The sequence below is a fragment of the Streptomyces sp. MMBL 11-1 genome, assembly GCF_028622875.1.
GTDB lineage: Bacteria > Actinomycetota > Actinomycetes > Streptomycetales > Streptomycetaceae > Streptomyces.
Genome location: NZ_CP117709.1, coordinates 2545278 through 2570949 on the forward strand (window position 1 = coordinate 2545278; position 25672 = coordinate 2570949).

The window sequence follows — 25672 nt, forward strand, 5'->3', positions numbered from 1 at the left end:
ACCCGCTGGTCACGGGCGCGCAAGCGCCCGTGGACCGGCCCCGGGAAACGGGGGCGCGAGCACCCTCCCGGACCCTGTACACTTTTTCTCGGCCGGTCGGAAACGCCCGGGCGACATGGTGGGTATAGCTCAGCTGGCAGAGCACCTGGTTGTGGTCCAGGATGTCGCGGGTTCAAGTCCCGTTACTCACCCTGAAGGAAGGGCCCCGGTCATACGACCGGGGCCCTTCTTCATGGAGTGCCGTGCTTCACAGCGTGTGCTTCACGGGCCGCTCCATGGTGTGCCGCTCAGAACGTGACGTCGGAGCAGGCGTAGAAGGCGTTGCCGGTGTCCGCGATGGTCCAGACGCCGAGGATCAGGTGCTTGCCCGACTTCTGCGGCAGGCTGCCCGCGTGCGTGACCGTCGACCCCGGCTGCCGGCCGCCGAACGGCACGGTGAGGAACGGCTGCGGGTCCAGGTCGGCCCGGGTCAGGGGCTTCGCCGGGTCGTAGCCGTCCTTGGTGACGTAGTACCGGAAGTCGGTCGTGGCGTGCCGGGCGGTGATCCGCCAGCGGAAGGTGTGGCTCGCCCCGGCGGTCACGTCGGAGGCCGGCCAGGCTCCGCCGCGCGGGTCGTCCAGCTCGGCGAACCGCTGGTTGCCCCCGGCGCAGATCAGGCCGTCGCGGGGGCCGCGCGCCGGGAAGCCCTTGGGGCCCTCGACGCTCGGCGGCTCCCACTGGATCTGCCCGCAGCCGCGGACGGTGCCGTTGCCGCAGAGCTGCTGCCTGCTGACCGGGGAGTCGGTGTACCCGTGGCTCTGCGCGCTGCCGGAGGTGGCCAGCAGGGAGGCCCCGGCGACGCCGAGCCCGAGGAGTAAGGAGGTGATCTTTCTGCGCATGTGGTGCTCCTGGGGTGAGGGGTGGAGCGTGCGGACAGATGGACCGGGCGGCGGCTCGCCGCTTGGTCTAGACCAAGACGGAGGCTAGCCCCGTCTTTTGGTCATGTCCATACCACTGAAGGCGGGCGGACGGCCGCCGCACCCCGCACCGGCCGGAAAAGCCGGCCGCCCCGGCGGTCACGACGAGTCGCGGACCACCAGCTCCGTGGGCAGCACCACCGAAGGGCGCTCGCCGTCCGGGTCCCGGCCCGCGATCTCGTCCAGGAGGAGCTGGGCCATCCGGCGGCCCATCTCCTCGATGGGCTGGCGGACGCTGGTGAGGGCCGGGTGCATGTGGCGGGCGACCACCGAGTCGTCGAAGCCGACCAGGGCCACGTCCTCGGGGATGCGGCGGTCCGCCTCGCGCAGGACCTGGCGGGCGCCGGCGGCCATCACGTCGGAGGCGACGAACACCGCGTCGAGGCCGGGGCGGCGCGCGAGGAGGTCGCGCATGGCCCTCGCTCCGCCCTCCTCGGTGAAGTCGGCGGGGGCGATGAGGCGCTCGTCGGGGGCCAGGCCGGCGGCGGAGACCGCCGCGCGGTAGCCGTCCAGGCGGCGCTGGGCACCGTAGACCTCCAGGCGGCCGGTGATCGTGGCGACCTGGCGGCGTCCCCGGGCGACCAGATGCTCGACGGCGGCCCGCGCGCCCTCGAAGTTGTCGGAGTCGACGGAGGGCAGCGTCTCGGCCGCGTCCCGGGCGCCGCTGATCACGCAGGGCATGCCCAGCTGCTCCAGCAGCTCCGGCAGCGGGTCGTCGGCGTGCACGGCGACCAGGAGGACCCCGTCGACGCGGTGGGCGGTGAGGTACTGGGCGAACCGGCGGCGCTCGCGGTCGTTGCCGACGAGGGTGAGGAGCAGCTGCATCTCGGTGTCCGCCAGGGCCGCGCCGACGCCGCGCACTATCGCGGAGAAGTACGGCTCGGCGAAGAAGCGGGTCTCCGGCTCGGGCACCACCAGCGCGATGGCGTCGGTGCGGTTGCCCGCCAGGGCGCGGGCGGCGCGGTTGGGGACGTACCCCAGCTCGGCCACGGCCGCCTCGACCGCCTGCCGAGTGGTGTCGCTGACCCGGGGCGAGCCGTTGATGACCCGCGAGGCGGTGCCCCGGCCAACGCCGGCCCGCGCCGCCACCTCTTCGAGCGTGGGCCGCCCGCCGCTCCGTACTCGCGCTGCCGCCATGGCCGCCTCCCCGTTCCCGGTCAATTTCTCACAGCCGTACAGTCAATCCAAGTCCTGGGCCGATCACCCCGACGAGCGTACGGACAGTGTATTGGGAGCGCTCCCAAGCCTGGCCGGAAAACACGTGTGAACAGAAAAGCGGTGGGCCCGGTCGGGGATGACCGGGCCCACCGCCGCTCTCACCAGGTCAGGCGTCCGCCTCGGCGGCCGGGGGCAGCGCGTGGCGGGCGATCACGTCGCTGTACCAGTGGGCGCTGGACTTCGGCGTACGGCGCTGGGTCGCGTAGTCGATGTACACCGCGCCGAAGCGCTTCGCGTAGCCGTAGCCCCACTCGAAGTTGTCCATGAGGGACCAGAGGAAGTAGCCCCGTACGTCGGCCCCGTCGGCCGCTGCCCGGCGCACCGCCTCCAGGTGGCCCCGCAGATAGGAGATCCGCTCCGGGTCGTGGACCCGGCCCTCCGCGTCCGGGGCGTCGTCGAAGGCCGCGCCGTTCTCGGTGACCATCAGCGGCAGGTCCGGGTGTTCGCGCGAGACGTCCATGAGGAGGTCGTACAGGCCCTCCGGCTTCACCGACCAGTTCATCGCGGTGACCGGCCGGCCCTCGGCGAGGTGGAAGGCGACGTGCTCCGAGCCGGGCCACGGGGAGTGCTCGCTGCTTCCGTGGCCGTCGTTACGGGTGTCCCCGGCGCCGGTGGGCGAGGCGCTGACGATGGTGGGCGTGTAGTAGTTGACGCCGAGGACGTCGATCGGGGCGGCGATGGCGGCCAGGTCGCCCTCCTGGATCAGCTCGGGCCAGTTCACGATGCGTTCGGTGTCGGCCAGCAGGTCCTCCGGGTACGCGCCCTTCAGCATCGGCCCGGTGAAGACGCGGTTGCCCACCGCGTCGATCCGGCGGGCCGCGTCCGCGTCCGCCTCGCTGCCGGTCAGCGGGCGCACCTGGTGGAGGTTGAGGGTGACCGAGGTCTGCGCGGCAGCGGGGAGGTTGGCGCGCAGCGCCTCGGCCGCCCGGCCGTGGGCGAGGTTGAGGTGGTGGGCGGCCCGCAGCGCGGCGGCCGGTTCGGTGCGGCCGGGGGCGTGGACCCCGGAGCCGTACCCGAGGAAGGCCGAGCACCAGGGTTCGTTCAGCGTGGTCCACAGGGAGACGCGGTCGCCCAGGGCGCGGGCCATGATGGCCGCGTAGTCCGCGAACCGTTCGGCCGTAGCCCGCTCGGGCCAGCCGCCCGCGTCCTCCAACTCCTGCGGCAGGTCCCAGTGGTAGAGCGTGGCGACGGGCTTGATGCCGGCTGCCAGCAGTTCGTCGACGAGCGACCGGTAGAAGTCCAGGCCGCGTTCGACGGCGGGCCCCCGGCCGGTGGGCTGGACCCGGGACCAGGAGACCGAGAAGCGGTACGCCTGGAGTCCGAGGCTCTTCATCAGGGCGACGTCGTCGCGGTAGCGGTGGAAGTGGTCGGCCGCCACGTCCCCGGTGTCCCCGCCGAGGACCCGGCCGGGCGTGTGGCTGAAGGTGTCCCAGATGGAAGGGGTGCGGCCCATCTCGGTGGCCGCGCCCTCCACCTGGTACGCGGCGGTGGCCGCGCCCCAGAGGAAACCGGTCGGGAAAGGGGCCGTGGCGGCGGGGGCCTGCTGCGGGACCGTGTCAGGTCGGACGGCTGTCATGTGGGAGCGCTCCCTTGAGGAAGGTGAGGGGTGAGAGGAGGTGGGGCAGAGGCAGGAAAGCAGGGGGAGAGGGCCCGGCCCGCCCCTTCACCGCGGGGAGGGGTGGCCGGCCCTCACCACGGGAAGGGGGAGGCCGGCCGTTCACCGGGGCGAACGGGGGACAGTCCTCACCGGGGTGAGCGGGGCGGACAGTCCCCCACGGGGCGAGCGGGGCGGTCAGCCCTTCACCGGAGTGAACAGGGCGGTCAGCCCTTCACCGCGCCCGACATGATCCCGCCGACGATCTTCTTGCCGAAGACCACGAACACCACCAGCAGCGGCAGCGTGCTGATCAGCGCGCCCGCCATCACGATGGACTGGTCGGGGGTGTACGAGGCGCTGAGCTGGCCGAGGGCCACCTGAAGGGTCGGGTTCTGCTGGTTCAGGGCGAGGTAGGGCCAGAAGAAGTCGTTCCACGCCTGGACGAAGGTGAGCATCCCGAGCACCATCATCGCGGGGCGGGCCACCGGCAGCACCACGCTCACCACGATGCGGAAATTGTTCGCGCCGTCGATCTTGGCCGCCTCGATCAGCTCGTACGGCAGCGCCTCGATCAGGTACTGGCGCATGAAGAACACGCCGAACGCGCTCACCAGCGTCGGGAAGATCACCGATTCCAGCTGCCCGCCCCAGCCGAGGCCGGACATCATCATGAACAGCGGGACGACGCTGAGCTGCGGCGGGATGGTGAGGGTGGCGATGACCGCGGTCATCAGCCATCCGCGGCCCCGGAAGCGCATCTTGGCGAACGCGTAACCGGCGAGCGTGCAGAAGAAGAGCGTCGCGAGGGTGATGGAGGACGAGACGATGACGCTGTTGAGGATCGCCTTGCCGAGGTTGGCCTGCTCCCAGGCGGTCTGGACGTTCTCCACCAGCTTGCCGCCCGGGAAGAACGGCGGGGTGGAGGCGAGGACTTCGTCCTGGGTGCGGGAGGCCGCGACCAGGGTCCAGTAGAGCGGCAGCAGCGAGCCGAAGCCGACGACGGCGAGCGCGATGTACGCGAACGGGCCGCCCTTCAGCTGCTGGCCGGCGCCCATCCGGAAGCGGCTCGGTCGCTGCGGGGCGCCGCCCTTCGGGGCCGGCGCGAGCTTCACGGGGGCGGTGTGCGTGGGGCTGGTCATGGTCATGGATGCGCTCCCGGTCAGACCGCGGACTTGCGGACGAATCGGCCGATGAACCAGTTGGCCGCGGCGATGAGGAGGAGGAGGGCGAGCATCGCCCAGGCGACGGCGGCGGCCGGACCGAGATGTCCGAGGTTCCAGCCGTAGTTGTAGAGGTAGATGCTGAGCGTCTCGTACTGGTTCTCGTTGCCGCCGGTGGCGCCCAGGGCCCCGCCCTCCAGCAGCAGCGGCTCGCCGAAGAGCTGCATGGAGCCGATGGTGGAGATGACGATGGTGAACAGGATCGTCGGGCGCAGCGAGGGGATGGTGACCTTGCGGAACTGCTGCCAGCGCGAGGCGCCGTCCAACGAGGCCGCTTCGTAGAGGTCGTTGGGGACGGCCTGCATCGCGGCGAGGTAGATCAGCGCGTTGTAGCCGGTCCAGCGCCAGATCACGATGATGGAGATGGCGAGCTTCGAGGTCCAGTGCCCGTTGGCCCAGTTGACCGGGTCGAAGCCGACGAGGCCGAGCGTCCAGTTCAGCAGTCCGCCGTCGGCCCGGAACACCAGGGCGAAGACGAGGGCGGCCGAGGCGACCGAGGTCGCGTACGGGGTGAGGATGATCGTGCGCCAGAACGTGCTGGCCCGCAGCTTGTAGTTGAGGAGATGAGCCAGGCCGAGGGCGACCAGGAGCTGCGGGACGGTGGAGATGACGCCGATCAGGAACGTGTTGCTGACCGAGGTCCAGAACTCGGGGTCGTGCAGGATCTTGTCGAAGTTCTCCCAGCCCACCCACTCCATCGAGTCCAGGCCGGTCATCTCCACCCGGTGCAGGGCGATCCAGCCGGTGTAGAGGAGGGGGTAGAGCCCGAAGGCCCCGAAGACGAGGAAGAACGGCGCGATGTACGCGTACGGGGACGCCTTGTCGTCGAACCGCCACAGCCGGCTGCGCCACAACTGCCGCCGTTCGCTCGGCGGTTCCTTCTTCGGTTCACGGGGCGGGGTCGCGTACGCATCCCGGGTGGGGGTCGAGGTTGCCACGGGCGGGGAGTCCTTCCCTGGGTGCGCCGACGGACGGCCGGGGCGGCTGGAGGGGCGGGCAGCTGGAGGGGCGGGGCGGCTGGAGGGGCGGGCGGGCGGCGGGGCGGGCGGGTGTCGCCCGCCCGCCCCGGCGCGGGACCGGCGCGGGCCGGTCCGGTGTCAGGTCAGCCGATGGCCTTGTCGATCGTCCGCACGGCCGCGTCCCAGGCGTCGTCGGGGCTGGTGCCGCGCTGCTCCATGTTGTTGATCTGGGTGGAGATGGAGTCCTTGATCACGCCGTCCTTCGGGCCGAGGACCGCCTCGGGGATGGACTTCGCGCCGTCGGCGTAGATCTGGCCGATGGGGGCGTTGTTGAAGTACGGCAGGGTCGCGTTCTTCACGTCGGGCAGCTCGTAGGCGCCCTGGTTGGACGGGAAGACGCCGATCGCCTTGAAGACGGCGGCCTGCTGCTCGGGGGCGGTCAGCCACTTGACGAGCTTGGTGGCCTCGGCGACGTTCTTCCCGGACTTCGGGACGGCGAGGAAGGAGCCGCCCCAGTTGGCGGAGGTGTTGCCCGGGGCGCTGGTGATGTCCCACTTGCCCTTGTTGGCGTCACCGGCGTAGGTGGAGATCTGGCCGGCCATCCAGGCGGGGCAGACGACGGTGGCGACGGTGCTCTTGCGCAGGGCCGCCTGCCACTGGTCCTCGAACTGGGCGAGGCCCTGGGTCAGCTTCTTGGACGCGGCCTCGGCGGCGAGCTTCCAGCCCTTCTCCACGCTGGCGCTCTTGTCGTAGATCGGCTTGCCGCTCGCGTCGTAGTACTGCTCGGGGCTGGAGCTGACCACGGCGTTGAACATGGCGCTCGCGGAGTCCATGAAGTACGTGCCCTTGGGGGCCTTCTTCTTGTACTGCTCACCCAGGGCGAGGAAGTCCTCCCAGCCGCCCTCGGTCAGCTTCGCGACCTCGGCCCGGTCGGTGGGCAGTCCGGCCTTCTCGAACAGCTCACGGTTGTAGCAGAGGGACATGGGGCCGATGTCGGTGCCGGCGCCGATGACCGCGCCGCTGGGGGCGGTGGCCTGCTTCGCCTTCCACGACACCCACTCGTCCACGCTGATCGCCTTGGAGAGGTCGGCGAACGAGTCCGCCTTGGTGTCGACGATCTCCTTGATCCGGCCGACCTCGATGCCCTGGACGTCGGCGAGGCCGCTGCCGGAGTTCAGCTGCTGGAGGAGCTTCGGGTAGTAGTTCTTCTCCTCCGCGGTGGTGTCCTCCTTGACCGTGATCTTCGGGTTCAGCTCGTGGTACTTCTCGAAGAGCCCGGCCTCCTTGTAGCCGAACTGCCCGAAGTCGGCGAGGGTCAGGGTGATGTTCCCGTCCGCGTCGGCTCCCTTGTCCGAGTCGGACGAGCCGCCGCATCCGGTGAGGAGGAGGGCGGTGACCGTGAGGCCCGTGGTGGCCACGAAGGCGGTTCTCCTGCGTCGACCGGCAACGCTGCGGGTGATGCGCATTCCACTGCTCCTTGTTCCGGGAAGGGGAAGCGCGCGAGACCTTCCCCCAGAGTGGGAGCGCTCCCATGCGCCGTTGCCGGAAGGTTGCTGCCTGAAGGGGGTGGGTGTCAAGAGTTGAAGACGATTCCGTTGCCGAGGGATGTCCGGCGGGCGATCGAGGGGGCGTTGGGCCACCCCTCCCGTCGGAAGGTGAACGGGGGTGGACCGGACCGGGCACACCGCCCGACCGCCCCACCCCTGTTAATTTCTCCCTTATGCACCTTTTGAGCATCCTGGTCGCCGACACCAGCACCGGTGGGTGAGGCGGGATGGGCGTCCTGCGTGACCATCCCGAACTGGCCCTCTTCCTCTGCCTCGCGGCCGGCTACCTCGTCGGCAAACTACGCGTCGGCCCGATCACGCTCGGCGGCATCTGCGGCACCCTGATCGTGTCGCTGCTGCTCGGCACCCGGCACATCAGCGTCGACGACGACGTCAAGACGGTCTTCTTCGCGCTGTTCATCTTCTCGCTCGGCTACATGGCCGGGCCGCAGTTCTTCGCCAATCTCAACCGCAAGAGCCTGCGGTTCTTCACTCTCTGCCTGATCGAACTGGTCTGCGTCCTGGGCATCGCCTACGGGCTCGCCAAGGCCTTCGACCTGGACGTGGGCACGGCATCCGGAATCCTCGCCGGGGCGGCCACCGAGTCCGCCGTCGTGGGGACGGCGACCGAGGCCATCGGCAAGCTGGAGGACCTGACTGCCGAGCAGATCAGCCAGTACCAGGGGCATGTGGCCACCGCGTACACGGTCTGCTACCTGTTCGGCCTGATCACCATCGTGCTCTACACCAGCCAGATCATGCCGATGCTGATGCGCGTCAACCTGGCGGACGCCTCGCGCGAGCTGTGGGAGAAGATGCGTGGCGGCCAGGCCGGGCTGGAGTCCGACGAGCGCGAGGCGCTGCCCGGTATGGTCGGCCGCACCTATCTGGTGACGTGGGCGGACGGGCGGACCGTCGGCGCCCTGGAGAGCGCCATGGGCGGCCGGATCACCGTCGAGGGCGTCAAGCGCGGCAGCAGGCTGCTGACGCCGTCCCCCGGTCTGGAGCTGACGCTCAGCGACCTGATCCAGGTGGTCGGGGAGCGGGCGGCCATCATCGAGGCGGGCCGGGAGATCGGCCCGGAGACCCCGGCCGTGCCGGGGCTCGACGCCCCCCTGGCCACCAGTCAGGTCGCGGTCACCGAGAAGGAGACGGTCGGGGCGACCATCGACCGGCTGGAGAAGCGCCATCCGGAGTTCCGCAAGGACGGCGTGTACGTCACCGACGTGCTGCGCAACGACCAGCACCTGCCCGCCAGCGGGGAGACGGTCCTCGCCCGGGGCGACGTGCTGACCCTGGTCGGCGCCCGGGGCGGGCTGAACCGGCTCGTCGCGAAGCTCGGCGCGGTGGTGAAGAACGACGCCACCGACTTCATCTACCTCGGTTTCGGCATCGTGGCGGGCTCCCTGCTCGGCCAGATCGTCGTCAAGCTCGGAGACATCCCGATGTCGCTCGGCACCGGCGGCGGCTGTCTGATCTCCGGCCTGCTCTTCGGCTGGTTCCGGTCCCGCAGCCAGACCTTCGGGGCGTTCCCCCCGCAGGCCGCGAGCACGCTCAAGGACATGGGCCTGGCCGTCTTCATCGCCTGTACGGGGCTGGCGGCGGGACCCCAGGCGTGGCCGCTGCTGAAGGAGTACGGGGCGCTGCTGCCGTTCGCGGGCATCGCCATGGTGCTGGTCCCGGCGACGGTCTCCCTGGTCGTCGGGCGCAAACTGCTGAAGATCGAGAAGCCGCTGCTGATCGGCGCGATCGCCGGGCAGCAGTGCTCGACCCCGGCGATCACCTCCATCACCCAGGTGGCCCAGAGCTCGGTACCTCTTCTCGGCTACACGATCACGTACACGCTCTCCAACTTCCTGCTGCCGCTGACCGGGCCCATCCTCGTCGGCGTCCTGGGGGCGTGACGTGACCGGCTTCCCCAGGCCGGGGAAGGGCGGGCCGCCGGGGCTCCGCCGCCGTGACCGAGCCCGTCCCGAGGCGCGATCCGCCGACGCCGTCCCGCTGACGGGGCGGGGCGCCGTGATCGTCCTGCTGAACCACCGACCTGCTACGGAGTGGACACCACCATGCCCAGGACCAGCTTCGGCCGTGAAGAGATCCGGTCGTTCGCCCAGCTCTCCCCCTTCGAGCTGAAGGACAAGTTCATCCAGATCGCGACGGCCGCGCAGAGCGATCGTCCGGGCCAGAAGGGGAGGTCGACCCGGACGATGCTGAACGCGGGCCGGGGCAACCCGAACTGGGTCGCCACGGGGCCCCGCGAGGCGTACCACGCGCTCGGCTACTTCGCGCTGTCGGAGTCCCGCCGGGTGTGGACGGCCGACAACCTGGGCGGCATGCCGGAGGAGGCGGGGTGTGCGGAGCGCTTCGAGCACTTCGTCCGTACGCACCCGGAGCTGCCGGGCATCGAGCTGCTGAAGGCGTGCGTGGACCTGGCGGTGAAGCGGTTCGGCTTCGACCGGGACGCGTTCGTGCACGAGCTGGCGGACTCCTCGATCGGCGACAACTATCCGGTCCCGGACCGGATCCTGCACCACACCGAGCAGATCGTGCGCGGCTACATCACGGACGAGATGTTCGACCACCGGCCGCCGGAGGGGCAGACGCTGAGCCTGTTCGCGACCGAGGGCGGCACGGCGGCGATGTGTTACGTCTTCGACTCGCTGATGAAGAACGGGATCCTGGAGAAGGGCGACCGGATCGCCCTGATGGTGCCGGTGTTCACCCCGTACCTGGAGATCCCGGAGCTGGACACGTACGGCTTCGACGTGGTGCGGGTGGAGGCGAGCCTGTTCACGGAGACCGGGGTGCGGCAGTGGCGCTACCCGGAGGAGGAGATCGCCAAGCTGGCGGACCCGTCGGTGAAGCTGGTCTGCTGTGTGAACCCGAGCAACCCGCCCTCGCTGGCTCTCTCCACCCGGGTCGCCGAGCAGATCGTGTCCGTCGTCGACGAGCGGAACCCGAACCTGATCATCGTGACCGACGACGTGTACGGGACCTTCGTGGAGGGCTTCCGCTCGCTCGCGGCCGACCTGCCGCGCAACACGCTCCTCGTCTACTCCTACTCCAAGCACTACGGGGCGACCGGCTGGCGGCTCGGGGTGATCGCGCTGCACGACGACAACGTGATCGACGCGATGCTGGCGGAGCAGGACCGGGCGGTGAAGGACCGGTTGAACAGGCGTTACGGGACGCTGTCGCTGCATCCGGAGAAGATCCGGTTCATCGACCGGCTGGTGGCGGACTCCCGGCAGGTGGCGCTGAACCACACGGCGGGCCTGTCGCTGCCGCAGCAGCTGATGATGGCGCTGTTCTCGCTGTTCGACATGCTGGACGAGGGCCAGGCCTACAAGCACCGGATCCGGGCGATCGTCCAGCAGCGCCTCGAACTCCTGCTGGAGGGCGCGCACATGAAGGTCTCGGAGGATCCGAAGCGGGCGGCGTACTACATCGAGCTGGATCTGCTGGCCGAGGCCGAACGCGTGCACGGGAAGCCGTTCGCCGACTTCCTGGAGAGGAACTACGAGCCGGTCGACCCGCTGTTCCGGCTGGCCGAGCAGACCTCGGTGGTGCTGCTCAACGGCGGCGGCTTCGACGGCCCTCAGTGGTCGGTGCGGGTGTCGCTGGCCAACCTGGACGACCTGGACTACCTGAAGATCGGCCACCATCTGCGGGCGATCTTCGACGCGTACGCGCAGGAGTGGCGGGCTCAGGCCGGGTGAAGGTGCGCGCCCCGGCCGGAGGTGGGTGGGGTCCGGCCGGGGCGCGCGGTGGGGGGCATACGTGCGGTTCGGGGCCCGAGGGCGCGTTCGGGCTGCTGGGCGCCGGTTTCCCCGCCGCCACCGGGGCGACCGGTGGCGGTGGGGGCCGGCGTGGGGGGGCTGTACCGCCGACGAGGAGGTACAACGAGCACGCTAGCGGCAACGGAAGGGACAAAGTGGGCTTTACGGACCGCAGTTGATGTTCTTAGGGCGGGCTTAAGGAACCCATGGGCACGGGTTAATGCTGGGCCCCGGGGCCGGTCGTGGTCCGGGACTCCTTGCGCCGCTGCCAGCCGGTCCGGCGGCCGACCCGCCGGCCGTGTCCGCGCCGGCCGCGCTCGGGGCGGCTGCCGTACAGGCCGATCCAGATCCGGACCTCCGTGCCGCCGAGCACGGACCTGCCGATGCGCAGGTCGCCGCCGGTGGACTCGGCGACCCGGCGCACGATGTCGAGGCCGAGGCCGGTGGAGCCGACGGACCCGCTCGCCGCGCCGCGCCCGCTGCCGCCCCGGGCGAGGGCGGCCTTCGGGTCGGCGATGCCCGGGCCGGCGTCGGAGACGAGCACGATGACCGCGTCGCCGCTGTGGTGGACGTCGACGGAGAACGCGGTGCCCTCGGGGGTGTGGCGGAAGACGTTGCCGAGCAACGCGTCCAGAGCGGCTGCCAGTTCGGGCCGGGCCACAGGGATGCGCGCCGTACGGTCGACTCCCGCGAGGCGCACCTCGCGGCCCTCGTCCTCCGCGAGCGCCGACCAGAAGCCCATGCGTTCGCGGATCACCTCGGAGGCGTCGCAGCCCGCCCCCGTCTGCCCGGCCTGGGGCTGCGGGCGCTGCTCGCGGGCGGTGCGGATGATCGTGTCGACCTCGTGCTCCAACTGCTGGACCGCCGCCCGGGTCTGCTCGGCCGCCGGGCCCTCGCCGAGGGAGGCGGCGTTCAGCCGGAGCACGGTGAGGGGGGTGCGCAGCCGGTGCGAGAGGTCGGCGGCCAGCTCGCGCTCGTTGGCCAGGAGCTGGACGACCTGGTCGGCCATGGAGTTGAACGCGACGGCGGCGGACCGCAGTTCGGTGGGCCCGTCCTCGGGGACCCGGGTGCCGAGGCGCCCCTCCCCCAGGTCCTGGGCGGCGCCGGCGAGGCGCTGGGCGGGCCGCACCATCCGTACGCCGAGCCGGTCGGCGACCGCGACCGAGCCCACGATCAGCGCGAGGCCGACGCCCGCCAGCGTCAGCCAGGCGGTGGCGACCCCGTGGGAGACCTCGCCCTCGGGGACGAACACCTCGACGACGGCGATGTCCCCGGTGCCCAGCGCGGTCGGCTGGAGGAGCGCGAAGCCGCCGGTGACTTCGGTGATGGAGGCGCGCCCGGCCTTGCGCACGGTCGCCACGTCCTCGGGGGTGGCGCGCCGGGTGCCGATGTCCAGGGGCCCGCCCTCGGCGGGGACCTGGACGGCGAGACGCCCCCGGTCGCCCGGTTCGGTGGACAGGACCGCCCGGGTCAGCTCCTCGCGGTCGGTGGTGATGGAGAGCGTCGGGGCGATCATCGCGGCCTGGCGTTCGGCGTCGGAGAACGCCCGGTCGCCGGCCATCTCCCGGATGACGAGTCCGAGCGGCACGGCGAAGGCGATGACGACCATGGCGGTGACCGCCAGGCAGACCTTGACCAGGGCCCATCTCATGCGGGCGGCTCCGTGACCGGCGTATCGGCCGGGGCGTCGGCGGGCGGCTGGAGCTTCACGCCGACGCCGCGCAGCGTGTGCAGATAGCGCGGCCGGGCGGCGGTCTCGCCGAGTTTGCGGCGCAGCCAGGAGAGATGGACGTCGATGGTCTGGTCGTCGCCGTAGGACTGCTGCCAGACCTCGGCCAGCAGCTCCTTGCGTGCGACGACCACGCCGGGCCGCCCGGCGAGGAAGGTGAGCAGGTCGAACTCGCGGCGGGTCAGGTCGAGTTCGGCGCCGTCCAGCTCGGCGCTGCGGCGCAGCGGGTCGATGGAGAGCCCGCCGACGCGGATGACCCTGGGCGGCGTCGCCCCGCCACCGGTGGCGCGCGAGCGGCGCAGTACGGCAGCCATCCGGGCGGAGAGGTGCTCGACGGAGAACGGCTTCGTCAAGTAGTCGTCGGCGCCGTCGTTGAGCAGCCGGACGATCTCGCTCTCGTCGTCCCGGGCGGTGGCGATGATCACGGGCACATCGGTGATGGACCGCAGCATCTTCAGCGCCTCGGCACCGTCCAGGTCGGGCAGCCCGAGGTCGAGGATGACCACGTCGAAGCGGAAGTGCGCGACCTCGCGCAGCGCTTCGAGCGCGGTGCCCACGCTCCGTACCGTGTGGGAGGCCTCACTGAGGTGCCGGATGAGGGCGGAACGTACGAACTGGTCGTCCTCGACCACGAGCACACTTGCCATGGGCGGCACCGTACGCCATGCCGGCGGGCCCGGTCCCGGCCTCGTCGGAAACGTCCGCAAAGGCCGGAGAAGGGCGGTAGTTCGAGGTCTCGGGGAAGATCCGGAGCGGGCCGGGACGGGCCGGGTGGCGCGGGGCCGGCCCGGACGGGCCAGGGTCGGCCGGGTGGCGCGGGACCGGCCCGGACGGGCCAGGGTCGGCCGGGTGGTGCGGGACCGGCCCGGACGGGCCAGGGTCGGCCGGGTGGTGCGGGACCGGCCCGGACGGGCCAGGGTCGGCCGGGTGGTGCAGGATGTGCCGATGCAACGAGGACTCGTACACGCGCTGGCGTGGATGCTCGCCACCGGCGCGGCGGTGACGCTCTCGTGGTGGGGTGTGCACACGGTCATGGCGGGGACGGCCTACGACCCGCCCCGGGCCGTGCCGGTCTCGGTGGGCTCGGCCCCTCCCCAGCGCGTCGGAGAGAGCACCGGGGCGCCGCTCGTCTCCTCGACGCACCGCACCTCGCCCTCCCCCTCCCCCTCCGCCTCGTCGCGCACCGGCGGGGCGAGACCCTCTCCATCGGCCCCGCGCCCCTCCCGGGCGCCGACGGCCGCGTCGGCGAAGCCGCCGGCGCCGTCGACCTCGGGCAGGGTGAAGAGCTATCGCACCGACGGCGGCCGGGTCGTGTTCGAGCTCGGCGCGGACACGGCGAAGCTCGTCTCGGCCACGCCCGAGCCGGGCTGGTCGATGCAGGTGTGGACGAACGACGCGTGGATCCGGGTGGACTTCAGCGACGGGGGCGGGAGGGACGGGAAGACGTACTCGGTGTTCTGCACCTGGAACGGGACGCCGCCGACGGTGCAGGTCGTCGAACCGTGATCCGGGCCCGACCTGCGGCGGGTCACGGGTTCTCGAAGACGGACGGCGGCGGCGCGGGCGACGGTCTGGCCGCGGCGTCGGTGACGACGGCCGCGCCGCCGGTGAAGTCGGCGAGCGCGCGGCCGTGTTCGACGCGGCCGGGGTGCGGGTCGCTCGCCACCCGCCGGGTGAACTCCGCGACCGGGAGGGGCAGGGCCGAGGCGAGCAGGACCGCGTTGCCGAAACGGCGGCCCCGCCACACCACCGGGTCGGCGGCCAGCGCCAGTTCGGGGAAGACGGCGGCGGCGGTGGCGACCTGGCCGCGCAGGTGGGCGAGCGGGGGGCCGTCGGCGAGGTTGGCGGCGTACCGCCCTTCGGGCTTCAGGACCCGGCGCACCTCCGCGAGGAATTCGGCGGAGGTCAGGTGGGCGGGGGTGCGGGCCCCGCTGAACACGTCCGCGATGATCAGGTCCGCCCAGCCGTCCGGGAACCTGCCGAGCCCCTCGCGGGCGTCGGCCGTGCGGACCCGGACCCGGGCCTGGGGGTCCAGCGGGAGGCGGTCGCGGACGAGCTGCACGAGGGGCGCGTCGAGCTCGACGATCTGCTGGGTGGAGCGGGGGCGGGTCGCGGCGGTGTACCGGGCGAGGGTGAAGGCGCCGCCGCCCAGGTGCAGGACGTGCAGCGGCTGGAGCGGGGGCGCGGCGAGGTCGATGACGTGGCCGAGGCGGCGCTGGTAGGCGAACGAGAGGTGCGCGGGGTCGTCGAGGTCCACATGGGACTGCGGGGCGCCGTCGAGCAGGAGCGTCCAGCCGTTCGGGCGCTCCCGGTCGGGTATGAGCTCGGCGAGTCCGCCGCCGACCTGCTGGGTGACCGGCTCCCGCTCGGCGCGGCCCGGTCCCCGGCCGCCGCCCTGGCGCCCCTTCGCGCCCGGGGTTCTGCCCTTGCCGGCGGCCTTGTTCTTGCCCTGGGCCGGCGCTCCTCGACGTGCCACGTTCGCTGGTCCTTGCTGGTGGGGGCCCGGGTCGCCGGCCACGCGGAGGTGTTCCGCACGTCCGGCCATTATGGGCTCAGCAGCAGTTGTCGGCCGCCTCGAGCAGCCGGGCGGCCTGGTCGAGGGCGGCACGGAGCACGGCGGGATCGGTGACCGGGGCGTCCGCGGCGGGCGGGAGCAGCCAGCCGGAGCCGGAGACGGGGGGGTCGGCGGGGACGCGCAGCCCGCGGCCGTCGGTCCGCGTGCAGGCGCTGCCGGGTACGTCCCAGGCGTCGGCGGTGCCCGGCGGCACGAGGAAGCCGAGGGTGTCGCAGGCGCCGTCGTGCAGAACCGGGCCGACGGGCTCCTGGTCCCTTCCGCGGCGCAGGATGTCGACGGCTTCCAGCCCCTGCCGCGCGGGGACCGTGACGAGGTCGCAGGACTGGCCCCCCTGCGCCGGGGTCATCGGTTTCGTCTTCGTCGCGGTCGTCCGTGAGCCGGTCTCCCTGCCGAGCTGCAACAAGGGAACCCCTCCTCTCATCGCCGAACGGAGCCACGCTCCGTCTCCACCTGACCAACGCCCCGGGTGCGTCAAGGGCTACGGGCCCACACCGCCGCAAAGGGTGGCAGTTCATGGCGGATCAGGAGCGGTATGCCCTCTTTCGTAACGAAACGCTGTGTGTGCGACCCGTCACAGCAGGTACGTTCTTGCTCCGCCGGGAGCACCGGGAACCACGGGCCCCGGCCGCATCAGAGAGGGGCCGGCCATGGCGGCGACAGCGGCAGTTCCCAACCTCGCCTTCCGTCAGCTGCGCGGACAGCGCTCCGCCGGGGAGTTCGCTGCGGCGGTCCGCAGAGCGGCGCGGGAGATCGGGGAGCAGGTCGCGTGCGACGCCCGCTACATCGGGCGCGTGGAGTCCGGGGAGATCCGCTGCCCCAACTACGCCTACGAACGCGTGTTCCTGCACATGTTCCCCGGGGCGTCCCTGGCCGATCTGGGGTTCTCGGCCCGCGAGAGCGTACGGGGGCGGGGCGCGCGGGTCGTGTCCGAACCCCCGCCCACGGCGGGGCCGGCGGCCTCGGCCCGTTCCCTGTCGCCCTCCCTTTCGCCCTCTCATCCACCTTCCCCTTCATTTTCGTCTTCCTCTTCCGACCCCGCCCTTCTCCACCTTCTCCACCGCGACACCGAAACCGACGACATCCCCGAGGAGAGCGACGTGCTGCGTCGCGTGTTCATGACGAGCGGCACCACCACGGTGGCGGCCGCTTCCCTGGGTCTCGGCGGGGGTCCCGCCTCCGCCGCCGCCCGGGTCTCTCTGCCCGCGCAGCGCCGGGTCGGCGAGGCGGAGGTGAACGCCGTCGAGAAAGCCGTACGGCAGATCCGGCTGCTGGACGACCGGCACGGCGCGGACGGGCTCTACCGGCGGGCCGCCCAGCCGCTGCGCGCGGCGTACGAACTGCTGGACGCCGGGACCACCGCACGGCGCGCCACCGCGGACCGGCTGCACGCGGGCGCGGGCGAGCTGGCCATCTCGGTGGGCTGGCTGGCCCACGACTCGGGCCGCTTCGACGACGCCCGCTCGCACTACGCGGAGGCCCTGGCCACGGCGAGGCTGGCCGGGGACGCGGGGCTGGAGGCGCACGCGTTCTGCAACACGTCGTTCCTGGCCCGGGACGCGGGGCGGCCCCGGGAGGCGGTACGGGCGGCGGAGGCCGGACAGCGGGCCGCCCGCACGCTGGGTTCGCCCCGGCTGCTGGCGCTGCTCGCGCTGCGGGAGGCGGGGGGCCGGGCGGGGCTCGGGGACCGGACGGGGTGCGACCGGGCGATCGGGCGGGCCCGGGCGGCGTTCGAACGGGGCACGGCGGCGGGCGATCCGGAGTGGATGAGCTTCTTCCGGGAGGCGGAGCTGGAGCTGCTGGAGGCGCAGTGCTGGTCGGCGCTGGGCGACTGGTCCCGGGCGGCGCGGCACGGACGGCGGGCGACGGCGCTCCAGGACGCGCACTTCACCCGGAACCTTGCGCTCTACCGGGCCCAGCTCACGGGCGACCTGGCCCGGGCGGGCAGGACGGACGAGGCGGCGGCAATGGGGCACCAGGCGCTGGACCTGCTGCCCCGGGTCCAGTCCTCGCGGATCCGCGGGATGCTGGCGGGGGCGGCGCGCGTGCTGGAGCCGCGGGCCGGGGCGGCCCCGGTGGCAAGCTTCCTGACCCGCCACCAGGAGTCGGCCCCGGGCCCTGCGGCCACCTGAGCCCGACGGGGGGCGTGAGCCCGGCGGGGCCACCCCAACCTGACGGGAGCTGCTCCAGACCGCCCGGGGGTCACCCCAGAACGACGAGGGGGCGCCCCCGCCCGGCGGGGCCACCCCAGCCCGTCCGGCGTTTGAGGACGGAACCGGCGAGCACGTTCCAGGGTGCCGATCCGGGTCTCCCGCGCCACGGGGTCCGTGAAGAGCCCGCCCACCGGGCGAAGGGTTCCGTCCTCAATCGCCGGACAGGCTTGAGCAGGCGCACGGCCCGGGAAAGGCGGGCCGGCGGGGTCAGCGTTCCAGGTGGCCCGTGTCGTTCCAGCGTTCCACGGCCGGCAGGCCGTACGCCCAGCCCAGGACCGACAGCGACGTCGGCTCCAGGCGGATGCGGGCGCCGAAGGACAGGTCCTCGCCCAGCCACCGCGCGCCCAGCGCCCGCAGGATGTGGCCGTGGGCGAAGACCAGGACGTCCCGGTCCGCCGAGCGGGCCCAGGCGACGATCTCGTCCGCGCGGGCGGTGACGTCGGCGACGGACTCCCCGTCCGGGACCCCGTCGCGCCAGATCAGCCAGTCGGGCCGGTCCGCCTTGATCTGGGCCGGGGTCAGCCCCTCGTACGCCCCGTAGTCCCATTCCATCAGCGCGTCCCACGGCTCGGCCCGCTCCCCGAACCCGGCGAGGCTGCAGGTCTCGGCGGCCCGGACGAGCGGGCTGGTGCGGACCTCGACGCCGGGCAGCCCCGCCCAGGGCGCCCGGTGCAGCCGCTCACCGAGGAGCTTCGCGCCCTCGCGCCCGTCGTCCAGGAGCGGGATGTCCGTCCTGCCGGTGTGGTTGCCCCGGACCGACCACTGGGTCTGGCCGTGCCGGGCGAGCAGGATGCGCGATGCCATGAAGGCTCTCCCTGGAACGTTGGTGCTGCTGGGACCTTCCATCATCCTGTACCGGCCAGGCAGGCAACCTCCCGGGCCATGCGGGCGTCCCACCCTGAGCAGTCCCCCGGCCGATGATGCGGACCAGGGCGGGGACCGCTGTGTACGGGGCGTCCGGAAGGGGACCCCCGGGGGAACCGGCGGCACGGTGCCGCCGTACGGTTGAACGTTCGTCGTCGGCCGCATGAACATGGGGAGAGCTACCGGATGCCGCACGCCACCGCGCCGCCCGCGACCGGTCATCGGCCCCGCTGGTGGACGGAGCTGCCACTGATCGCGGTGGTGTACGCGTTGTATTCGCTGGGCCGGCTCCTGGTGCGTGGCGACGTGTCGACGGCGGTCGACCACGGCCTGGCGATCCTGCGGCTGGAACAGGCCCTGTACCTCAACGCCGAGCACCCGCTGAACCGCCTCTTCACCAGCACCCCGTCGCTCGGGATACCCGCCGACTTCGCGTACGCGTCCCTGCATTACCTGGTCACCCCGGCCGTCCTCATCTGGATGTTCCGGCGCAGATCGGCCGCGTACCGGGCGGCCCGGGTCTGGCTGATGAACTCCACGCTGCTGGGTCTGGTCGGGTTCACGCTGATGCCGACCTGCCCGCCCCGGCTGCTGGACGCGAGTCACGGCTTCGTCGACACGATGGCGCAGTACAGCAGTTACGGCTGGTGGGGCGAGGGGGCGAGCGCCCCGCGCGGGCTGAGCGGGATGACCAACCAGTACGCGGCGATGCCGAGCCTGCACGTCGGATGGTCCCTCTGGTGCGGGATTTTGTTGTGGCGGCACGGCCGCCACCCCCTCGTGCGGGCGGCGGGAATCGCCTACCCACTGATCACCACGATCGTCGTGATGGGCACCGCCAACCACTACTTCCTGGACGCCGTCGCGGGCGCCGCGGTGATGGGTGTCGGAGCCCTGCTGGTCAGGCCCGTCATGCGGACCTCCGACCGGTTCAAGGCGTGGGGCGCGACGCGGTTCACCGGGCGGGCCGCCGTCCTGTTCGCGGGCCGGAGCGAGGGCGGCCGGGGCCCTGCCGCCGAGTCGGTTCCGGTGACCGTGCCCCCGAATGTCAGTACCGGATGCAAGACTTCCCCGGGTGAGCGAATCCCCGGCCAGCGGACCACCTCCGCAGATCCCCCCGGCACGGCAGTCGGCGGCCCGGCAGTCGGCGGCGCGGCAGTCGGAGACGACGCCGACGCGGCCGCGAGCGACGACGCTCCGGCAGCGGCTCGCTGAGCTGCGCGGCCCGTCCGTCGCACCGCACCCGCTCGACGCCCGGGCCCTCGCCGCCCTCGCCGCCAACCCGGGCTGCAGACGGCGTGCCCTGCTCGACGGCGCCGGGGTGGACAAGGGCGTGCTGGCCACCGCGCTCGGCTCCCCCGCACCCTTCGGCCAGTCCCAGTTCGCCTTCATGCGGGGCAACGCGTTCGAGGCGAAGGTCAAGGCCGACGGCGGCGCGGAGCTGCTGCGCCTGCTGTACGAACGGCTCGGCGGCGGTGTCGAGGCCCCGGCCGGGGACGCCGCCACACCCGATCTGAGCGCCGCCGGTCCCGAGGGCCGCGCCGCGCGCACCGCGCTCGCGCTCCGGGAGGCCACGGCGGCGGGCGGCTGGGCGCTGCTGGACCACCCGATGCTGGCCCTGGAGGTGGCCGGGTCCCCCGCCTATCTGGAGCCCGACGCCGTCGTGGTGCACCCGGACGGCCGGTGGACGGTCGTCGAGATCAAGTCGTTCCCCATGATCGACACGTCGGCCGACCCGTCGAAGGTCGGCGCAGCCGCCCGGCAGGCCGCGGTGTACGTGCTGGCGCTGGAGCGGGTCGCGGCGGTCACCGAGGGTGCGGAGGTCGGGCACCGGGTGCTGCTGGTCTGCCCCAAGGACTTCTCGAACCTGCCGACCGCCTCCGTCGTGGACGTACGCAAGCAGCGCGCCGTGACCCGCCGGCAGCTGACCCGGCTGACGCGCGTCGAGGACATCGCGGCGGGGCTGCCGGAGGGGACGACGTTCGATCCGGCGTGCTCGCCGGCGGAGCTGGACGCCGCCGTGGCGGCGGTGCCCCCGGCCTACGCCCCGGAGTGCCTGGCCGCCTGCGAGCTGGCCTTCCACTGCCGGGCGAAGTCCCGGGCCGAGGGCGCCGTGGAGGCGCTGGGCCGGAGTGTGCGGGGAGAGCTGGGCGGGCTGACCACGGTGGCGGGGGTGCTGGCCGCCGCCGCGGGCAAGGAGGGCGATCCCGCCGATCCGACGGTCGCCGCGCTGCGCCGGGCCGCCGCCCTGCGCTCCGAGGCGCTGGAGAGCGCGTCCGTGCTGCGTGCCGAGGCGCTGGAAGGCTCCTCCGGGCCACGGGCCGGGACGCCGGAGGGGGCGACGGCATGTCGCTGATCACCACCCTGGCCCGGCTGGAGGCCGTCGACACCGGCCGCGCCCAGCCGCTGGCGACCGTCCGGCACCGTCATCTCACCGACCGGCCGCTCGTGCTGGTGCCGCTGACCACCGCCGGTGAGGCCGGGGCCCCGCTCGGGGCGCTGGTCGGCACGGACCGGGAGGCGCCCCGGCTGCTGGCCGTCGCCCAGCCCCGCGACCGGGACCTGCGGTTCGCGTTCCTGGCCGAGCTGGCGGAGGCGGTCCTGCCGCACATCGAGGCGTACGCGGACGTCGTCGAGCCGGCCGAGCGCAACGAGAGCGACCCGGCGACCGGCAAGAAGACCAAGGTCGAGGTCGAGCTGTGCACGGACGCCGCCCAGTTGATCGTGCCGAGCCGGGCGGGCGTCGAGTTCGTCCGGCTGCTGGGCCGGTCCATGCGGTTCCGCCGCACCGCCGAGGACGATCCGGACACCCCGTATCCGGCCCCGGCGCGGGTTCCGCTGCTCGGCCGCTGGCTGACGCACTACGGGGAGCGGGCCCGGGTGCCCGGCTCCGCGCTGCTGCCCGCCGTGACGGATCTGCTGAACCGGCACTGGGCGACCGGGCAGAGCAGCCTGGAGGACCAGCACCTGGGCGCGCTGCTGGCCTGGATCGACCCGCCGGCCGGCTCCTCGGGGGCCGAGGCCGCGCTCCGGGCCGAGCTGGCCCGGGACGGGGAAGGCCAGCTGCTGTGCCCGCCGGCGGGCCCGGCCACGGACCCGGACTTCGACAACCGCCTCCTCGCCCCGGCGATCGAGCGGTACGACCGGGCGGGCACGGCGCTCGCGTCCGCCGAGGACGGCCTCGCCGCCGATGCCCGCCTCGGTGAGCTGAGCGCCGCCGAGCGGGAGATCCGCTCCCTGCTGGCGCGGGTCATGCTGCCGACCTGGGACGCGGTCTGGCGGGGCCTCGACCTGCTGCGGGAGCTGCCCGAGGGGTCCCGGGCCGAGGACCGCTGGACCCGGGACCGGTGGTCGTTCACCGCGCACCGGGACCGGGTGCGCTCGGGCGAGCCGCCGCAGCCGCGCCGCGACGACGCGGTGACGGCGGCCCAGAAGCTGGCCTCCCGGGAGACCGCCCAGGCCCAGTTGGAGGCGCAGGAGGCGCTGGACGATCCGCTGGTGCTGGCGGGGCGGCGGCTGGCGGGCGAGGCGTTCCTCGCCACGGTGTCCGGGGTGGAGATGGCGTACACCGAGTCCAAGCGGCCCTCCCCGCGCCCCCTGGTCACCGTCCGCACGGACGAGCGTCCGCACCTGGGCGAGCGGACGAAGGTCTACCGCTCGCTGGAGGGCAAGCCGCAGACGGCGGAGTTCGTGCGGTACGCGGACGGGCCACCGGCCGACGACGGGGAGATCCCGCTGGTGCTGCGGATCCTGGACCGGATGGGCCGGGGCAAGGAGCCCGCGCCCGGGTCGGTGCCGGAGCCCGGCGAGCGGATCGCCTGGACCCTGTTCGAGCACGACCAGCGCGGCGGCCCGAAGCTGCCGGACCCGGAGGAGACGCCGTGGACCCACGGCGGCCCGCCGGGCGCGGACGCCGCCGACCGCGCGGAGCGACCCGACCCCGTGACCCCGGAGGACCTGCTGTGAGGACCGTCTTCGACCCGGGTGCGGAGCGACCCGACCCCGTGACCCCGGAGGACCTGCTGTGAGGACCGTCTTCGACCCGGGCGCGGAGGCGGCGCGCGCGACCGGCGCGATCCTCGACGACACCCTGAGCGGCAGCGCCCGGGGCGTCGTCGTGGACTCGCCCCCCGGCGCCGGGAAGTCGACGCTGGTGGTCCGGGCGGCCCTGGAGCTGGCCGCCGCCGGGCATCCGCTGATGGTGATCGCGCAGACCAACGCCCAGGTCGACGACCTGGTGGTACGGCTCGCGGAGAGGGACCCGGAGCTGCCGGTGGGCCGGCTCCACAGCAGCGACTCCGACCCGTACGACAAGGTCCTGGACGGGCTCGCCAACGTCAGGAAGTCGGCGAAGGCGGCGGATCTGGCCGGGCTCGACGTGGTGATCTCGACGGCCGCCAAGTGGGCGCACGTGAAGAACGTGGAGCCGTGGGGGCACGCGATCGTCGACGAGGCGTACCAGATGCGCTCGGACGCGCTGCTCGCCGTGGCCGGGCTGTTCGAGCGGGCGCTGTTCGTCGGGGACCCGGGCCAGCTGGACCCGTTCTCGATCGTCGGCGCGGACCAGTGGGCGGGACTGAGCTACGACCCGTCCGCGAGCGCGGTCTCCACGCTTCTGGCGCACAATCCGGAGCTGCCGCAGCACCGGCTGCCGGTGTCGTGGCGGCTCCCGGCGTCGGCGGCCCCGCTGGTGTCGGACGCGTTCTACCCGTACACACCGTTCCGCAGCGGTACGGACCACGGGGACCGGAAGCTCTCCTTCGGGGTGGCGTCGGACGGTTCGGGGCCCGACCGGGTGCTGGACGAGGCGGCGGAGTCCGGGTGGGGGCTGCTGGAGCTGCCCGCCCGGCACACCCCACGCACCGATCCCGAGGCGGTACGGGCGGTGGCGCTGGTGGTCCGGCGGCTGCTGGACCGGGGCGGGGTCGCGACGAGCGAGCGGGCCGAGGAGCCGGTGCCGGTGACGGCGGACCGGGTGGCGGTCGGCACGGCCCACCGGGACCAGGCGGCGGCGGTGCGGGCGGCCCTCACCGAGCTGGGCGTCACGGGGGTCGCGGTGGACACGGCGAACCGGCTCCAGGGCCGCGAGTTCGACGTCACGGTGGTGCTGCACCCGTTGTCGGGGCGGCCCGACGCGACAGCGTTCCACCTGGAGACGGGCCGCCTGTGCGTGCTGGCCTCACGGCACCGGCACGCCTGCGTCGTGGTGTGCCGGGAGGGGGTGGCGGACCTGCTGGACGAGCACCCGTCCACGGAGCCGGTCCAGCTGGGCGTCACGGTGAAGTTCCCCGACGGCTGGGAGGCGAACCACGCGGTGCTGGCCCACCTCTCGGAACGCCGGGTCCGGTGGCGGCCCTGAGCCCGGGGCACGCCGAGGGCGCTTCCCCGCGCCCCCGCCGCGCGCCCCGGCCCTCTTGCGCGGGGTTGGACAATGGAGGGTGGCCGTCCGGATCTTCCGGTCATCAGGTCGTCCGAGGGAGGAACACCGCATGACACAGTCCGAGCGGAACGAACGGCAGCGGCTGCGCCCCGCGCCGCTGCTCTTCGAGCCGTCTCAGGCCACGGCGGATCCGGAGCACTTCTTCGACCTGGAGTCGCTGGAGGACCCCCGTGAGCTGCTGGCCCGTGCGACCGAACTGACGCAGGCCTTCCGGGCGGCGACGGACCGGTCGGTGGAGTTCCAGGCGATGGCGGCGGCCCAGCTCGCCGACCCGCGCCGGTTCGACCGGCTGACCCCGGCGGACGTCGCGGAGCGCGCGGAGTGGACCGAGGACTACGCGAAGAAGATGATCGAGTTCGGCCGCTCCCTGCTGGACACCCCCGGAGCCTGACCCCGTGGGGCTCGCGGAGCTACCGGGCGTACGGGGCTGACGGGGCGGGCCTGCGGAGCACACGAAGCCCGCACGAAGCCCATGGGGCCGGGGGCCCGGGCCGTGGAGTGGCTGAGGCCGGGGCCTGGGGCCGTGGAGTGGCGGGGGCCGGTGGCCCTGGGACCGGTGAGGCGGCTGGGGACCGTGGGGCGGCTGGGGACCATGCGGTGACTGGGGCCGGTGGGGCGACTGGAGATCGTGCGGCGATTGGGGCCGGTGGGGCGGCTGGGGATCGTGGGGTGGCTGGGGCAGATGCCGTTACGCCAGGCCGGGGGTCAGGTCCCGTGGCATATTCCGGCGGGCAAGATACTCCTTCCTCTCCCGGCCTGTCCCCGTTTCCGGCAACTCTCGGATTCCTTTCCGTTACTCCCGGTAGACCTTGCTCCATGAGCGCATGGCTGAAAGACGAAACGACCCTGCAGGCCGGTGCCGCCCCGCACCACGGCGTCGACATCTTCGCCCTGCTCCGGGACCAGTCCGGGCCCCAGGCCGCACAGGTCACGGCGGCCGGTGCCGCCTGGCTGGCAGGGGCCGCCCCCTACCCGCGCAGCACGCTCGCCCACTGGGAGGACCGGCCCCAGGCCCCCGGAGTGCTCCCCTGCGGTTCCGCTTTCGACGTCGTGAACGTGCCGGCGCTGTTCGGGCGGCGGATGCTGGAGCGGCTCTGGGCCGAGGGGCCCGGTTCCGGTCCCGTCGCCACGCACCGGGGGCGGATGCTGCTGTTCGCCGCCCCCGGAACGGCCCAGCGGCTGCCCTCTCTGCTCGCCTGGGAGGAGTGGGGATCCAGCGGTTCCGAGGGCCCCGATGGGTCCCGGGGGCAGCGCGGCACGGTGCCGCCCCTGCTCTGTCACGGCACCGGCGACGCCGTGACCGTCCCGCCGCTGACCTGCGGATCGTCCGACGGCGGGCCCCGCTGGGTGGTCGCCCCCGACACCCGTAGTCCGTGGCTGCCGGGCCCTGATGTGCTGCTCTGGGCGTGTGTGCGGGTGAGCCGGTCCGATGCGTCCCGGAGTGCCGTGCATTCGATTTTTCCTCGGGCGGATCAGGGTGCTAATGTCTACGACGTCAGCAGGCGCCGTTAGCTCAGTTGGTTAGAGCAGCTGACTCTTAATCAGCGGGTCCGGGGTTCGAGTCCCTGACGGCGCACA

Annotated in this window: 21 protein-coding genes and 2 tRNA genes; 12 read left to right on the forward strand and 11 right to left on the reverse strand. The window is 73.0% G+C overall.

Annotated elements, in window-relative coordinates; genetic code table 11:
• The first annotated feature begins 118 nt into the window (after positions 1 to 118).
• Positions 119 to 191: transfer RNA gene (locus PSQ21_RS10875), tRNA-His, on the forward strand.
• Positions 192 to 287: 96 nt separating this feature from the next.
• Here the strand turns inward: PSQ21_RS10875 and PSQ21_RS10880 are convergent.
• From PSQ21_RS10880 to PSQ21_RS10905, 6 genes are all read right to left on the reverse strand, one after another.
• Positions 288 to 878, reverse strand: coding sequence for a lytic polysaccharide monooxygenase auxiliary activity family 9 protein (locus PSQ21_RS10880; protein ID WP_274030270.1), 591 nt, complete (start codon positions 876 to 878; stop codon positions 288 to 290).
• Positions 879 to 1055: 177 nt separating this feature from the next.
• Positions 1056 to 2093, reverse strand: coding sequence for a LacI family DNA-binding transcriptional regulator (locus tag PSQ21_RS10885; RefSeq protein ID WP_274030271.1), 1038 nt, complete (start codon positions 2091 to 2093; stop codon positions 1056 to 1058).
• 187 nt (positions 2094 to 2280) lie between these two features.
• Entirely contained in the window at positions 2281 to 3750 is a 1470-nt protein-coding gene (locus PSQ21_RS10890; protein ID WP_274030272.1) for a GH1 family beta-glucosidase, read from the reverse strand.
• Positions 3751 to 3995: 245 nt separating this feature from the next.
• Positions 3996 to 4916: a carbohydrate ABC transporter permease gene (locus PSQ21_RS10895; protein ID WP_274030273.1), complete on the reverse strand. Its 921-nt coding sequence runs from the start codon at positions 4914 to 4916 to the stop codon at positions 3996 to 3998.
• A 14-nt stretch (positions 4917 to 4930) separates the two neighbouring features.
• Positions 4931 to 5929, reverse strand: coding sequence for a carbohydrate ABC transporter permease (locus PSQ21_RS10900; protein WP_097870632.1), 999 nt, complete (start codon positions 5927 to 5929; stop codon positions 4931 to 4933).
• A 164-nt stretch (positions 5930 to 6093) separates the two neighbouring features.
• Complete coding sequence (locus PSQ21_RS10905; protein WP_274030274.1) at positions 6094 to 7416, reverse strand: ABC transporter substrate-binding protein; 1323 nt, start codon at positions 7414 to 7416, stop codon at positions 6094 to 6096.
• Positions 7417 to 7724: 308 nt separating this feature from the next.
• Between PSQ21_RS10905 and aspT the strand changes: the two genes are divergently transcribed.
• Positions 7725 to 9401 carry an aspartate-alanine antiporter gene (gene aspT / locus PSQ21_RS10910; RefSeq protein ID WP_274030275.1) on the forward strand — a complete coding sequence of 559 codons (1677 nt, stop codon included), beginning with the start codon at positions 7725 to 7727 and terminating at the stop codon, positions 9399 to 9401.
• 162 nt (positions 9402 to 9563) lie between these two features.
• Positions 9564 to 11216, forward strand: a complete 1653-nt coding sequence (locus tag PSQ21_RS10915; protein ID WP_274030276.1) for a bifunctional aspartate transaminase/aspartate 4-decarboxylase — start codon at positions 9564 to 9566, stop codon at positions 11214 to 11216.
• A gap of 277 nt (positions 11217 to 11493) precedes the next feature.
• Here PSQ21_RS10915 and PSQ21_RS10920 read toward each other — a convergent pair whose 3' ends face one another.
• Together PSQ21_RS10920 and PSQ21_RS10925 are read right to left on the reverse strand one after the other, a co-directional pair.
• Complete coding sequence (locus tag PSQ21_RS10920; RefSeq protein ID WP_274030277.1) at positions 11494 to 12927, reverse strand: sensor histidine kinase; 1434 nt, start codon at positions 12925 to 12927, stop codon at positions 11494 to 11496.
• Entirely contained in the window at positions 12924 to 13652 is a 729-nt protein-coding gene (locus tag PSQ21_RS10925) for a response regulator transcription factor (protein WP_274030278.1), read from the reverse strand. Before PSQ21_RS10925 ends, PSQ21_RS10920 begins: the two co-directional genes overlap by 4 nt.
• 298 nt (positions 13653 to 13950) lie before the next feature.
• Between PSQ21_RS10925 and PSQ21_RS10930 the strand changes: the two genes are divergently transcribed.
• Positions 13951 to 14511, forward strand: coding sequence for a hypothetical protein (locus tag PSQ21_RS10930; RefSeq protein WP_274030279.1), 561 nt, complete (start codon positions 13951 to 13953; stop codon positions 14509 to 14511).
• A gap of 22 nt (positions 14512 to 14533) precedes the next feature.
• On the opposite strand, the gene PSQ21_RS10935 is transcribed toward PSQ21_RS10930, so the two are convergent.
• Together PSQ21_RS10935 and PSQ21_RS10940 are read right to left on the reverse strand one after the other, a co-directional pair.
• Complete coding sequence (locus tag PSQ21_RS10935; protein ID WP_274030280.1) at positions 14534 to 15481, reverse strand: spermidine synthase; 948 nt, start codon at positions 15479 to 15481, stop codon at positions 14534 to 14536.
• Positions 15482 to 15557: 76 nt separating this feature from the next.
• Complete coding sequence (locus PSQ21_RS10940; RefSeq protein ID WP_274030282.1) at positions 15558 to 15926, reverse strand: hypothetical protein; 369 nt, start codon at positions 15924 to 15926, stop codon at positions 15558 to 15560.
• Between the two features lie 301 nt (positions 15927 to 16227).
• Between PSQ21_RS10940 and PSQ21_RS10945 the strand changes: the two genes are divergently transcribed.
• Entirely contained in the window at positions 16228 to 17709 is a 1482-nt protein-coding gene (locus PSQ21_RS10945) for a tetratricopeptide repeat protein (protein WP_274030284.1), read from the forward strand.
• Positions 17710 to 17997: 288 nt separating this feature from the next.
• Here PSQ21_RS10945 and PSQ21_RS10950 read toward each other — a convergent pair whose 3' ends face one another.
• Positions 17998 to 18594, reverse strand: a complete 597-nt coding sequence (locus PSQ21_RS10950) for a histidine phosphatase family protein (protein ID WP_274030285.1) — start codon at positions 18592 to 18594, stop codon at positions 17998 to 18000.
• Positions 18595 to 18840: 246 nt separating this feature from the next.
• Here PSQ21_RS10950 and PSQ21_RS10955 point away from each other — a divergent pair, with 246 nt between their 5' ends.
• The 7 genes from PSQ21_RS10955 (at position 18841) to PSQ21_RS10985 (ending at position 25670) form a co-directional block, all read left to right on the forward strand.
• Complete coding sequence (locus tag PSQ21_RS10955; RefSeq protein ID WP_274030286.1) at positions 18841 to 19869, forward strand: phosphatase PAP2 family protein; 1029 nt, start codon at positions 18841 to 18843, stop codon at positions 19867 to 19869.
• Between the two features lie 106 nt (positions 19870 to 19975).
• A complete protein-coding gene (locus tag PSQ21_RS10960; protein ID WP_274035705.1) occupies positions 19976 to 21010 on the forward strand; it encodes a hypothetical protein in 1035 nt (344 codons plus the stop codon).
• A complete protein-coding gene (locus PSQ21_RS10965; protein WP_274030287.1) occupies positions 21001 to 22620 on the forward strand; it encodes a hypothetical protein in 1620 nt (539 codons plus the stop codon). Before PSQ21_RS10960 ends, PSQ21_RS10965 begins: the two co-directional genes overlap by 10 nt.
• Before the next feature lie 58 nt (positions 22621 to 22678).
• Entirely contained in the window at positions 22679 to 24013 is a 1335-nt protein-coding gene (locus tag PSQ21_RS10970; RefSeq protein WP_274030288.1) for an AAA domain-containing protein, read from the forward strand.
• Positions 24014 to 24143: 130 nt separating this feature from the next.
• Entirely contained in the window at positions 24144 to 24485 is a 342-nt protein-coding gene (locus PSQ21_RS10975) for a hypothetical protein (RefSeq protein ID WP_274030289.1), read from the forward strand.
• A gap of 425 nt (positions 24486 to 24910) precedes the next feature.
• A complete protein-coding gene (locus PSQ21_RS10980; protein WP_274030290.1) occupies positions 24911 to 25606 on the forward strand; it encodes a bifunctional DNA primase/polymerase in 696 nt (231 codons plus the stop codon).
• Positions 25597 to 25670: transfer RNA gene (locus PSQ21_RS10985), tRNA-Lys, on the forward strand. The genes PSQ21_RS10980 and PSQ21_RS10985 overlap by 10 nt, the downstream gene beginning before the upstream one ends.
• Positions 25671 to 25672 lie beyond the last annotated feature (2 nt).